10 protein-coding genes and 1 pseudogene are annotated in these 13,142 nt (G+C 40.1%); all 11 read right to left on the reverse strand.

Going from position 1 to position 13,142, the window contains the following annotated elements; translation table 11 throughout:
- Positions 1-2: 2 nt before the first annotated feature.
- A complete protein-coding gene (locus B5Y67_RS02535; protein ID WP_088224994.1) occupies positions 3-1,916 on the reverse strand; it encodes a DNA gyrase subunit B in 1,914 nt (637 codons plus the stop codon).
- 233 nt (positions 1,917-2,149) lie between these two features.
- A complete protein-coding gene (locus B5Y67_RS02540) occupies positions 2,150-4,171 on the reverse strand; it encodes an FAD-dependent oxidoreductase (protein ID WP_088224995.1) in 2,022 nt (673 codons plus the stop codon).
- 91 nt (positions 4,172-4,262) lie between these two features.
- Positions 4,263-4,694, reverse strand: a complete 432-nt coding sequence (locus B5Y67_RS02545) for a MarR family transcriptional regulator (protein ID WP_088224996.1) — start codon at positions 4,692-4,694, stop codon at positions 4,263-4,265.
- Between the two features lie 574 nt (positions 4,695-5,268).
- Positions 5,269-6,393, reverse strand: coding sequence for a toxic anion resistance protein (locus B5Y67_RS02550; RefSeq protein WP_088224997.1), 1,125 nt, complete (start codon positions 6,391-6,393; stop codon positions 5,269-5,271).
- 126 nt (positions 6,394-6,519) lie between these two features.
- Positions 6,520-8,994 carry a YceG family protein gene (locus B5Y67_RS02555; RefSeq protein ID WP_088224998.1) on the reverse strand — a complete coding sequence of 825 codons (2,475 nt, stop codon included), beginning with the start codon at positions 8,992-8,994 and terminating at the stop codon, positions 6,520-6,522.
- A 35-nt stretch (positions 8,995-9,029) separates the two neighbouring features.
- Positions 9,030-9,368 carry an ArsC/Spx/MgsR family protein gene (locus B5Y67_RS02560; RefSeq protein WP_088224999.1) on the reverse strand — a complete coding sequence of 113 codons (339 nt, stop codon included), beginning with the start codon at positions 9,366-9,368 and terminating at the stop codon, positions 9,030-9,032.
- Positions 9,369-9,462: 94 nt separating this feature from the next.
- Entirely contained in the window at positions 9,463-10,425 is a 963-nt protein-coding gene (locus B5Y67_RS02565) for a multidrug resistance efflux transporter family protein (protein WP_088225000.1), read from the reverse strand.
- A 70-nt stretch (positions 10,426-10,495) separates the two neighbouring features.
- Positions 10,496-10,903, reverse strand: a complete 408-nt coding sequence (locus B5Y67_RS02570; RefSeq protein ID WP_088225001.1) for a TIGR02328 family protein — start codon at positions 10,901-10,903, stop codon at positions 10,496-10,498.
- A 50-nt stretch (positions 10,904-10,953) separates the two neighbouring features.
- The gene (locus B5Y67_RS26315; RefSeq protein WP_348982278.1) at positions 10,954-11,448 is read right to left on the reverse strand and encodes a TerB family tellurite resistance protein; all 495 of its coding nucleotides are present in this window, start codon (positions 11,446-11,448) and stop codon (positions 10,954-10,956) included.
- Positions 11,449-11,775: 327 nt separating this feature from the next.
- A pseudogene (locus tag B5Y67_RS26320) lies at positions 11,776-12,354 on the reverse strand (TerD family protein); the annotation flags it as partial.
- Between the two features lie 316 nt (positions 12,355-12,670).
- Positions 12,671-13,018 (reverse strand): cupin domain-containing protein, encoded by a 348-nt coding sequence (locus B5Y67_RS02580; RefSeq protein WP_088225003.1) that lies wholly within the window; start codon positions 13,016-13,018, stop codon positions 12,671-12,673.
- Between the last annotated feature and the right edge of the window lie 124 nt (positions 13,019-13,142).

Here is a 13,142-nt window from a genome sequence, read left to right on the forward strand (position 1 = left end):
CGTTACATATCATCATCCGTAAAAACAATATTTTCCATCAAAAAATCCCGCCGCGGTTCGACCTGTTCACTCATGAGAATTCTCAGTTTACGTTCTGCCTCCAATGAATCATCTATTGTTACTTGAATCATGCGCCGGTTGGCAGGATTCAGGGTTGTTTCCCAAAGTTGTTCGGGGTTCATTTCACCAAGCCCTTTGTAACGTGAAATCTTGGCCGTTTTTCCTAATTCTTTGAGCTCTTTCTTTAATTCCTCTTCATCATAGGCATAGCGGGTAATCTTGCCCCGTTCTTTTTCTACTTTAAAAAGAGGAGATTGGGCAATAAAGACTCGACCGTTTAAAATGAGAGGCTTCATGTAACGGTAAAAAAAGGTTAACAAAAGGCATCGAATATGAGCTCCGTCAATATCAGCATCTGTCATGATACAAACACGAGCATAATTGCCTTTTTCCAAATCGAATTCTTTGCCAATTCCCGAACCTACTGCCGTAATAATACTTCGTATCTCTTCGTTTTCCAGGATCTTATCTAATTTCGCCCGATACGTGTTAATAACTTTGCCTCGCAAGGGAAGTATAGCTTGAAAACGCCGGTCCCTCCCCATTTTAGCTGAGCCGCCGGCGCTGTCTCCTTCTACTAAGAATAGTTCATTGCGAGTTTTATCCTTACCGCTGCAGGCGGCAAGTTTACCGCTTAAAGCTTTAACCTCCGCATCTCGGGCCTTCTTTTTTAATTCTTTCGCTTTTTTAGCAGCCAAGCGAGCTAAACATGTTGTTAAGGTGCGGTTAATCACTTGTTTAGCTATGGATGGGTTTTGTTCGAGAAACTGACTTATGCCCTCGTTCGTTAAGGATTGAACAATCCCTTCAACCTCCAGATTGGAAAGTTTTGTTTTGGTTTGTCCTTCAAACTGAGGTTCTTTGATTTTAAGAGATAAGATACAGGTTAGACCATCCCGCAGGTCATCCCCGATAAGACTCTCATCTTTTTTGAAGAGGTTGTTTTTTCGCCCGTAATTGTTGAATGCTTTCGTTAAGGCAGTACGGAAACCCGATTCGTGGGTTCCCCCCTCATCCGTAGGTATGTTATTAACGTAGGAGTGCAGGGATTCATCCTCGCCATCGTTATACTGCAAAGCACATTCAACAATGACCTCGTCCTTCTCCCCGGTAAAATAGATCGTTTTTTTATGGACAGGTGATACTCCGGCCTCTTTCATTAAATGTTCAACAAAACCAACGATCCCTTGCTGTTGTAAAAAGGTCTCGGTCTTTACCTCTCCCCTGTTATCCGTAAGTATAATCGTCAATCCCTTATTCAGAAAGGATAACTCCATTAAGCGGCTGCGCAAGGTAGTGTATTTAAAAACAGTAGTCTCCTTAAAAATCAAAGGATCGGGTTTAAAGGTTACCGTTGTTCCAGTACCTTTTAACTTCTTACCAATAATTTTCAAATCAGACTTTAATTCCCCGCCCTGAACATATTCAACTTGATATTGCTTGCCATCCCGTTTAATTTGTACCGTTAAAAACTCCGATAAAGCATTGACAACACTTGCCCCAACTCCGTGTAACCCGCCCGATGTTTTATAAGTATCTCCGCCAAATTTACCGCCAGCGTGCAGGGTTTCAAAAGCTAAGCGCACTGCGGAGATTTTTTTTTCAGGATGAATATCAACGGGAATTCCCCGCCCATTGTCTTCAATCGTAATTGATCCATCTCGATTAAGGGTAACCGAGATTCGATCGCAAAAACCTGCTCCCGCTTCATCAATAGCATTGTCAATAACCTCATAAGCAAGATGATGAAGTCCTTTGCTTCCCGTGGAACCTATATACATGCCCGGACGGCGGCGTACAGCCTCCAGGCCCTCTAATACTTGTATGGATTCTGCATTATACTGCGCTGCTGACAAACAGTTCACCTCCGTAGTGATTTTACTCTACTATTGACATTATGTACAATAACACCTATTTCTCCTCCTTGTCCAGTTACTTTAATAAAAAAACTCTGAGCATCACTGTACTGATAACTACAGTTTTTACTCAGAGACAGTATTAGTATCCGAACAACCTAATCTATAAAGAACTGCTTTTCCCCATCTAAGACCCCCACTTCTTGTAAGTGGAGATTGAGACAAAGGCAAAATTATTCTCCTGACCACAGGCCTCGAGCTTCCTGATAAGCATGATGAATAGCATCCAATGCTTTACGAGGGTTTAGCGCATCTCCAATCAAAGTCAATTTTTCAACCTTTCCCAGCAAAGCGTGGTAAAGTTCATTCTGAGAGATAGAACCCACAGAAAGAATCACAGTATCGCAGGGGATTTGACGTTGTTCCCCTTCGCGTTCAACCAGCAAGCCATCGGTTGTTATCTCTAAAACTTTCGTTTGATCCATACATTTAACGCCATAGCGTTTCAAATCGGCGAGCATTGACCAGCGCGTACTTGGACCGATGTCTCTGCCAATTCCCTTAGCCATTTCTAACAAAGTAATTTGCTTATTACTTTGGGTTAATAAGCGGTATAGTTCTTTGTCAGATTCAGCTTGATGCAAGATAAGGAAGCGAAGGCTCTCATCATCGAGAACAGATGGTTCTGCCAAAAAGAGAGCCGTTTCCACCCCAACTGCACCGCCGCCAACAATTATGATGTTCTGACCAGTTGTTTTACGGCCAGCCAATACATCCCATGCTTGAAGAACGTTCTTATGGCCCTGATTGGGAAGCGGCGGGTTGATAGGAACAGACCCGGCAGCGATGATAACTTGATCAAACATGTCCTTTTTTACCGCTTCAAGAATCATTTCCGGCGTAGCCGCAACACAAAATTCAATATGTACTCCTTGTTGCTGACAGGCTGACAGCAAATAGCTGCTGAGATAAAGGAAATCTTTTCGTCCCGGAGGAGCAGCGGCTAGTGTCAATTGTCCCCCAGGTTTTTCAGTTTTTTCCCATACTGTAACCTTATGCCCAAGAAGACTTGAAACTCGAGCATATTCCAGTCCGGCAGCCCCAGCCCCAATCACTAGAATTTTTTGGGGGTTCGATGTTGGGTGCATTGATCCTAACTCAGCTTCATGTCCAGCTTCAGCATTGACTAAGCAAGCAACCGGTTTTAAACGGAAGATACTATCAAGACATCCTTGATTGCAAGCGATGCAAGGACGAATGGCTTCTAGATTTCCTTGAATGACTTTATTCGGGAAATCAGGATCGGCCAGGAGCTGCCGGGCCATGCCAATGAAGTCCGCTTTACCTTCTTGGAGAATCTTCTCGGCAAGCTCTGGAGTGTTGATCCGATTGCAGGCAATGACGGGAATCGAGACCGCTTGTTTAATCCCTGCAGCTAAGTAGGTAAACGCTCCGGACGGAACATTCATGGTAAGTTGAGGTACGGGTGTTTCATGCCATCCCCCTGTCACATTAAGTGCGTTGACCCCCGCTTTTTCAAGAGCCTGACAAAAAGCTCTTGATTCGAGATTTGTATGACTTCCAGGCATAAAATCATTGCCCGCAACCCGAACGATGATTGGATAATCCGCTCCAACAGCTCGGCGAACAGCTTCAACAACTTCTAAACCAAACGTCATTCGAGCCTGAAGATCTCCCCCGTAACGATCTTTACGTAGATTAGTTAAGGGAGAAAGAAACTGAGAGATTAAGTAACCGGCACTGGCCAATATTTCAACCCCGTCAAAACCCGCTGTCTGGACACGTTTAGCTGCGCTTTCATAAGACGCAATAATTTCCAATAGTTTCGCTTGTGTCAATTCCTGAGGAGTTTGGCCTGTAAGCCGGGATGGGATCGCTGAAGGAGCTACGGGAGGTTGACCGGTATGGGCAGAGTAAGCGTAACGACCAGCTTGGTAGAGCTGTGGTACAATTTTTGCTCCTTCGGAGTGTACTGCCTCAATTAAACGAATCAGTCCCGGTATATAGCGATCCTCGTCCAGCTGCGGCATGCCAAAGGCGTTGCCGATTTTATCTATGCCACAACCACCCACTATAATCAAACCTACGCCTCCGCGGGCACGGGATCGATAGAATTCAATCAGTCGATCCGTAACTTCACCTTCCGGGCAGTACCCCAAATGCAGCGGAGTCATGATCAGACGATTACGCACTTTAAGGGTTCCTATCTGGGCGGGAGAAAACAATCGAGACATCCGATAATCCTCCTTTTTCTATTTAAAATAGATGTCAGGTATTGTCATTAGGTATATAGTGCATCTCTTTCTTGAGCAAATAGACTTGTCCTCAATCTTGGAAAAGCCTCTCCAAAACCTTTTCAAAAATAGCGTATTCTTCTCTGGAAAAACGCTCTTTGATCTCTTGATCCATTTTTTCTGCAAGGTTAGTAATTTCCAAGATATTTGCACGTGCCTTTTCTTTTAGACAAACTAATAGTGACCGTCTGTCTTCGGGATCGTCCCTCCTCTCCACTAAGTCTTGCCTCTCCATGCGATCCAAGATAGAAGTCAGTGTTGACCCATCCATCTCCAAACGTTTAGCAAGTTCTTTAAACTTGAGTCCGTCATTCTCCCAAACTACGGTCAAGACGTAAAACTGAGATGGAGTAATACTATAGGGAGAAAGATTACTCTCGTAATAACGATATATTTTTCTCATAACACGACTCAGCTTATAACAAATATATTTTGAGGGACCGCATGAATTATCGCTGATCATTTTTACCTTCAGGCCTCCTTTTTATTGGTATTACAATTAATTGTATACAAATGATTGTAATACCATTATAGTTTTGAGTTAAAAAAGTATCAAGATATTTAATTAAATTTTCAAATTATTACATACGAATTGATCCGATTGTATTTCAGATTTACTCAATTTAGAAATTAAACCATAGAACTACCAACATAATTCATCCAACCGAAAGGCTTCCAATCCCACAAGTTAGAATGGTTCCCATACCTTGCTTCGGCGGGGGTAGAGTCCATCCTTCAGCGCGATAGCATTTGTTATGGGCTAGGCGCTTACGGCAAAAGTGTCCACAGGACACTTTCGTCACCGAAGCCTCGATGTTCAGCTTTAGCTGAACGAGTTCACATCAACAGCTTATTGGAAAGTATTATACTAAAGACAATTCAACCTGATTTACAAAAGATTCGACCAATGAAGTATTAGGAACATTTTACTTTTTTATAAAATTAACGGGCACGATTTATTGAATCGGCCCGTTAATTTCTTTCATCATCGGTGCATTGCCTTATGGCTGTCTGCTATTTTGAAATACCGTTTATGATCAGCGAATAATTCCACGATTTATAAAGTCTTGTTTCAAAACCTCTAAACGTTTTGTGCCATCAATACGTTTTTGCCTCATTTCATCTTGGATAGCCTTGGTCTCTTCTATCCCTTTAACGATTGTTTGCCAAGATTTTTCCAGAGTCTCAATACTTACTGAACTTCCCGACGCTAACCTAGCAACCATTTTAGACTGCAGGGCTGTGTTTTCTGCGTTGCGGAGCAGAAGTTCATTCGTCTTTTCATCCAAAGCGCTCATCGCCTTAGCCTGGACTGATTGCCGTTTTAACATAATTGCCTGAACTAAACATTGCTTGAAAATAGGCATTGTTATAACAAAAGCTGAGTTAATCTTGCGGATTAAATTATAATTACCATATTCAATAGATTTGATGGTTGGCATACTTTGAACAGCAACATTTTCAGCAAGTTGTAAATCATAGATTCTCTGTTCCATAATCTCTTGTATTTGCAAGAGGTTATTAACCTTAATTTGATCAAGCTGATTGCCCGTCTGATTAGCCGCAGCTTGGGCTGTAGGAATGATATTGTTTTTAAGCTCAGCCAGAACGACTTGACCGGCATAGATATATTGACCCAGCTGCTCATAATATTCTGTGTTTCTCATAAACATATCTTCTAAATGTTTGTTTGCAGTATTGATCTCTGCTTCGTACTGTTTTAGAGTGACAAAGACTTTATCTACTTCATCACCCATAGAGTTATATTTATGAAACAAAGCTTCTACAGAGTTTTTAGCTTTAGAGAACATTTTTGCTAAAAATCCCGGCGATTTTTCTTCAAAGTCCTTAATATCAAATTTGTCCATAATTTTATTCAGTTGCAGTAAAAGTTCACCTGAATCTTCAACTTTCGTTGTCTGCATGGAATGTAAAATAGCATCTGCAAATCTTGAAACCTCTTCTGAAGTATTTTTCCCAAAGCTCATAATTGAACTAACATCTTCAATATTGATTTGGCGAACAATACTGCGTACTTCCGGGCTTTCCTTAACCTTAGCCATAATTTCGTTTTTAGTTTGTTCAACATTAAACTCTGGAACGGGTGCCGGAACTAAGCTTTTGTCCTCAGTCAATGTCGTTGTAAAGCCTTGGATTTCCATGTTCTTTATACCTCATTTCCTCTTAATTAAGAGCATCTCACGATCGATTTTTTTTGCAACTTCAAATTAACTTCTTTAAAAATAGCAATCTCTTGTCTCGTCTATTTACAGCCTCGACCATCAGTACTAAAACTTATTACTATTAAAAAATTTCGAGAAAAACCCTTGCTTATGAGTTGAAGGCGAAGGAATATTGTATAGTTCTGAAAGATCAAGGTCATATTTCAACAAAGGCAGCTGAAATACGTCAAAAAGGTTTGGCCTGATTAATTGTTCAAGGGTATTATACTTAGTAGGAGTAAAAACAAGAATATCCAAGCCAACTAAATTCAGAAAAGCAATTAATATCGCGTCAAATTCTGAAAAACTTTCTTTATTAGAATCATAAACAATAAGTTTGGGAATTTCTTGGGGAAAATCGAAAGTTTCTATGAGCTTGATCAAAGAATCATCCATGGTCAAGACTGTCATTAAAATCTTCAATTTCATCCGTTCATCAATTTGGAAAAGAAACATATTGGAAAACAGAAGTTCGTTGATTTTAGCAAGCAAAAACCGCTGCAAAGGTGTTCTCAGATACGTAAATTTATAATGTTGACTTTTCATAACTTTATCTTCATCGAGATAGCCTTGAGGATTAAATAAATAATCAGCTTGATAAAGTTCTTGTCTGGAATAGGTCACTCTACAGAAAGGTACAGCTTTGATTAAATGCGTATTTGCAGCCTGGGAAAAAGTTTTCAGGTCTTGCCAATAGGCTGTTAAATCCTCATGAATTCCATTAATCTTGGCAAAGAGATTGGGAATATAGACTTTATGATTTTGAACTTTGAATTCAGGTCTTATTTTAGCTGCTTCCTGCCAAAGTATCTTCAGTTCATCATACGTTGTTTTCAGAGTAATTGGTTGAGTCAAGTAATGTTCGAATTGCCAAGGTTTATATAAACCAACATCCTCACTGTAAATAACATCTTCAATTTCTCTTGAGGCATTATACGCCACAGTACTTTTGCGGATTAATTGTTCTTTTTGAGGAAATGGCACTAATTGTAGACTATTTAAGTTTCTGATCACTTGAGTCATTGTACCATTATTGTCGAAATTTTTAAACGCCGAATCACCATCTAACTCGGAATGAATAAAGAGTACATCGCTTCCGATCCCATGAAAAAAGTTCAACAAATAAACTTCATGAAGTTTGATAGGACCATAAAAGAGAATTTTAAAGCATTGTTCCTGAAGAATTCCTCCCTCCCCATCTTGCGGCAAGGGATCTCTTCCTTCCAGCAGTTTTGGCAGATAGCGATTAATCCATACCACGAGCTTCAAACAAAAATTCAAGAAAATAGAAGACGTGAAATGTGCTTGGCTATCACAAAATAGATTTACTGTATCGATAAACGATTGTTTAAGCGTATTATCAAAGATTGGGGGTTTTATCTGAGGCAAAATATTAGCTTGAAGAATCTTTTCTAAGATATCCTCTCGAGTCTCAGAGGAACCATGAGCAAATTGCTCCGGAATTAAGGAACTTTCCACAGGAGTAGGAGCAGGAACGCCCTCAAGAAACTTCAGATAATGACCCGAACGCTGTAAGGTTCGGTCTAAATTATAGAGGTCGTTATAGTATTCTGCTTTCCAATCATCCGAAGAAACAGGCACACCGATATAACGTGTAAATAATGTCGGTAAAATGGGAAACTGTCCAGAAATATACCCACTGCGTTTAGATAACGGAAGAAGGATATCTTGCAAAGGATTATCTGAATGCTTCAATTTTACCACGATTGCAGGATCAGTTTTTATTTTAGAGATTAAATTGGAGGGCCTTTGCACTGCCTTTGTTGGGGATTGAATCGTCGAGATGTTTTTTGGACTGGTTTCCAGTACCGACCGTCTTTGGGGAAAGGAAGGAAGGGGTATTTCTTGGGATAATTTTATAGGCAGACAAAAATGATTTTGCTTATCGATGTTGTCAAAGCGATCATTAAAGGTTGTATTAATTATGATGACATCGCAGCCAAGCAGAAACACTAATATCAGGAAGTATACTTCATGAGTCTTAGGACTTCCCCAATAGAGAATTTTAGGCTTAATCCGAGCTCTTTGGCAAAACTGACCAAAATCAGTGCACCAAAGCAGAATTTTTGTCACAAAATTCATGGCGATGCTAATATTTTTTGGTTGATCATTAACCATATATAAATTAATTACAATAGCAAAAGCCTCGCGAATGGTTTGAGGGCTCAAATAATCTATCGTTAGGGAAAAATAACCTTTACCCTCAAGAACATTAAGAAGAGCCCCGTTATTATAATCTTTAAGGGAAATCGGCTCTAAAACCCCCTTAATTCTTTCAATAATTTTTTGATCACTCGGCAAGGGAATTACCGTGTCCCAAATTTTAAAATTGTCCGTGAATTGAAGTTTTCCCGCAAAACTAGCGACTCGACTTAATAATTCTTTCTGATTATCGCAGCCGACAATTCGATAGAAGTAAGCAGCTGAACCCCCTTCTCTTTCCTGCAAAGGAGACAGTAGATCCTTAAAGAGTTTTTCAATTTCCAACAGCATCATTTGATCATTTCGGCTTGTCTCCACCCTATTTCACCTCTTTAGAAAAGCCATGATTTGTGCTAGACCCAAGAGTCCCATACCTCCGGCTTATATCCTACTGTTGCCAATTTTCCATTACGTACAATCGGTGTTTGATAAAGGCTTGAATGCTTCAATAACATCTCTTCCTTACCCTGAGGTGTAATAATTCGCTCCATCATTAATAGCTTATAATCTTTGGCCTCAGAATTTATTAAATTATTTAAACCAACTGCAGACTTAACACTTTGCAGTTCGCCTTTACTCAAACCAAATTGTGCTAAATCAATAAATTGATAGGAAATTCTTCTCTCTTTAAAATAGCGTTCTGCCTTTTTGGTATCAAAACATTTCTTGACGCCAAAGATTTGTATAGTCATTCCTTTGCTCCCCTTACCGTAATTCTCCTTAAAATGCATCTGCTTAAATTATGGCATTAATCCAATGAACTGATACTTACACCAAGCAAGCAATTCATAATGAGACAGATTCATCTTTCCTTCTTATTCCAGAATTGAAACTATGAAGCGTCATGCCAAGAATCACAAGTCCAATACCGATGATTGATATGATGCTGGGGTAATTTCCCTTTAAAATGAATATCTCTCCCAGGAGCGAAAAAATAATTTCACCGGACTGAGTAGCTTCAACTGCGGCAAGTTTATGAAGATCACCTCGGCTAAGATCAGTTGCTGTGAAAAAGAGGACAGTAGCAATTACACCGGACGATAGAGCAACAATCAATGATTGAATAACTTGTTGATGACTGGGAAGTCCAGCACTCATATAGCCATAGATAGAAAGAATCAACCAGAACGGAAGGCTTGCTAATGTCATTCCCAGAACTCTTTGATAGGTATCCAATCGTTCTCCGCAAGCTGCCATCATTTTGCGATTACCTAAGGGATACGCGAAAGCCGCTGCAATGACCGGAAGTACTCCGAGCAGGATCTCCCGCAGGGTCAGGTGCTGTATTTGCTGACATTGGATAACAGCAACCCCTGTCAGAACGATTAAGGAAATCCACAGGCCTTTCACGGGAATCCTCGAACGTACTTTTTGTAACCCGCTGTCTGAAGATACAACTTCAAAAAACAATGGGGCCAGTAAAGAACCCGCAACAATCGTAATTTGCCACGTACTGGCCACTAACCAGGCCGGCCCGTAGTCAGCGGCAAAACATAAAGGAGCATAAAATAAGCCAAAGCCAACAGTACTCCAACCCAGCCATAACCAAGGCCTTCTTATCAAATCCAACACAAGTATTTTTAAATTCCCCCGGAGTAGGACAATTAAAAACAGCGGCACCACCATAAACTCATAGCGAAGAACTGCGCTCCATACCCAACTGCCTCCGGCAAGATTCATTGCCCGATTAAGCACAAAGGTAAAGGCAAAAAAAAATGATGCTAAAATACCCAGAATAATGGCTTTCAAAGTGTTCCTCCTCAAGAAAAATCCCTTTCGGGTTTATACCATTACCATAATATTATTGTATAATATAACGTTATGGAGAACAAGAATCCTCGTTAAAAGGCACTTTAAGTTCTATCCCTTTCTGCCTGAGATTTAATAAACATTCTTCTAAGTATGCCCTATCATGTTCAGGGTAGATAGGAGTAGATGCCGGAATATCTAATTTTTCCAGCACAAGACCGGCCCAGGGTCCTATATTTTTCCCCCTGTATTCAGGGCCATACCACTGCTGATTTGGTTTGTATCCTCGATGTTCCATTTCTCTAAGAACAAGATGATGAAAGCTTACGAGCTTTTCTACATTGTAAGCAAATACATAATCGACTGTTGAATGCTTTTTTCCCCACCCTTTGCCTCGCAGAGCGCAGCATTCGCGGTGTTGTCCAAGAAGTTGGGCGCGAGGCAAGAAAGGTAATAGATCTTGATGCCAGAGCCTCATTGAACACCCTTCCTTAGTTGCTATAAGAATGAACTTTGAAACATGATAGTTTAATAAATGAATTCTCCGGGATCTAAGTGAACTTCCCGACATATTTCGCTAACGACATTCTTTTCGACCGATGAGAATTCTCCATCTGCAAAACCGATAGCACAGCATAGTCGAGCAACTAAACGGGCTGCTTCGGGTTTATTTGCGACTTTGCCAACAGCTCTCAATGCTTCTGCTTTACCTAACATGGGGTCATTTTTAATTCTTTGAACATATTCGGTAAATCGACTGTCAACATCGCGAATATTTATACCACGCATTTCTTGACTGGTCCTGAAATACTCTATGAGTTTCTCTCGTTCTGAAGGATCAATTACTCCGTCTGCCATAGCGACCAAGGCACTCCCAGCGACCAGAGCATCAGTAAGGTCTTTACCCATATATTTATTAACGACATTTCTGGCATTTTCCGTTTGTTGTTGAAGCCACTGGGCAGTATTGGTATTACTTGCCGCATTCCAACGTTCTCGACAGCTCAAGCAAACAAATTCCATGTTTCTACTGCCAATAAAACCGGCCAGCAAGCCAACGGGTCCTAGTAAAATGCCCCCTACGAAAGCTTTGCCAATTCCAAATCCTTTCTTTCCTGCTGTTATTTGAGTCGAATGACAACGCGGACAAGTCAGACCACCATGATCCTGTGGACACCCTGAATTTCGGGATGGTTCATAGGAGGTATAGTTTGTCTGTCCATGCGATGTGCTTGCATAAGAACTTCCATAAGTCGCATGATCGATGCTTGTCTCTTGTCTATAATTACCTGCAGAGAAATTTCTTTCATTATTAATATTAAGGTTTCTGCTTGTTGACGTTTGATCTTCTTCAACATCTAACCCAAAATTTCTGCAGAGGGCTGCCAAACCACCTTGGAACCCACTTGCTATGGCATGGAATTTCCACTCCCCGCCGTGGCGATATAGTTCAGCAGCTACAATAGCTGTTTCAACTGAAAAATCCTGACCCAAGTCATAATTTAGCAGTAATTCATTGGTGGTCGCATTAATAATTCGAACGTAAGAGCTTTTTATATCGCCAAAACTTTGCCTCTTTAGTTGAGCATCATTAATGGTAATCGTAAAGGCAATTCTTTCAATATATGATGGCACAGCTTGAAGGTTAATTCGGATCTGCTCATCATCTCCGCTTCCGGATCCTTTCTTATTGTCGCCGCTATGTTTAACAGAACCCTGGCCACCAGATGGGTTATTATAAAAAACCAAATCCTTTTCATCATTGACAAGTCCGTTGGAACTTAACAGAAAAGCTGAAGCATCTAAATCATAATCATAACTATTCTTAGAGACATTTGGAGCCCACCCCAAGCCAACAATAATTTCTTGCAAATTCGGATGACTTTTAGTCAAATCGACCTTTTGCCCTTTACTAAGTCTAACAGCCATTTACTTTCCCTGCCTTTCTATTTAAAAAACGTCAAAATCCTAATTAAATTAAATGAAGTTTACCATATAAAACCAAGGCCATGCAAACATTATGCTAAAACTATCTAGCTTGTTAAGCTGCATTGAAAAGTAAATTAAAACATAAAAAGCTCCTTCTTGAAGTAAAATAAACAGTTTCTATTTAAACTGTCCACTACCACAAGAGGAGCGTTTCATCCACTTTCTTTTGAACGTTTTGCCAGATATTCTCTAGATATTCTTATGTTTTAGCAAAATAACAAGCATCCGTCCTTTAAAGTAAGTATCCATCGGAAATCTAGTCAAAAATGACTAGAGCTAAAAACTCCAAATTCTGGTTCCCCGTATTTTCAATAGCATGTTTTTCGCCGCTGCGAGTAATAATCACATCTCCGGGTTTGACAGATTTTTGCTCTCCATTGTCATTTAAAAGGCCTTCCCCGCTGAGAATGACATAAGTTTCAAAATCTCCGACATGCTCATGAAGGCCAAGAGACGCCCCAGGAAGGAGTACATTTTTGGCAAATAATCTTCCCTTGCCATTAAATTCATCAACATTAAGAAAATGAGTTATTTGGAGTTCTCCTTTTCCCCCAAAGCGTTCAAAGACTGTTTCTTTTTTTAGGGAATCTCCATGTTTTAACATTCAATGTCACTCTCCTTTGATTTGATTACCAAATAATTATATCATATCCTCTTTTAGATTAAGGAATATTTTTCCCAATTTTAATTTTACAGACTATTTTCTCTACATAAAGTTTAGTTTCCAT

Source organism: Desulfosporosinus sp. FKB (assembly GCF_002196705.1).
Classification (GTDB): Bacteria; Bacillota; Desulfitobacteriia; order Desulfitobacteriales; family Desulfitobacteriaceae; genus Desulfosporosinus.

Coding starts and splice junctions, on each gene's coding strand:
- B5Y67_RS02540 (WP_088224995.1), bottom strand. CDS start 4,171: ATGTCTCGATTGTTTTCTCCCGCCCAGATAGGAACCCTTAAAGTGCGT.
- B5Y67_RS02545 (WP_088224996.1), bottom strand. CDS start 4,694: ATGATCAGCGATAATTCATGCGGTCCCTCAAAATATATTTGTTATAAG.
- B5Y67_RS02550 (WP_088224997.1), bottom strand. CDS start 6,393: ATGGAAATCCAAGGCTTTACAACGACATTGACTGAGGACAAAAGCTTA.
- B5Y67_RS02560 (WP_088224999.1), bottom strand. CDS start 9,368: ATGACTATACAAATCTTTGGCGTCAAGAAATGTTTTGATACCAAAAAG.
- B5Y67_RS02570 (WP_088225001.1), bottom strand. CDS start 10,903: ATGAGGCTCTGGCATCAAGATCTATTACCTTTCTTGCCTCGCGCCCAA.
- B5Y67_RS26315 (WP_348982278.1), bottom strand. CDS start 11,448: ATGGAATTTGTTTGCTTGAGCTGTCGAGAACGTTGGAATGCGGCAAGT.
- B5Y67_RS02580 (WP_088225003.1), bottom strand. CDS start 13,018: ATGTTAAAACATGGAGATTCCCTAAAAAAAGAAACAGTCTTTGAACGC.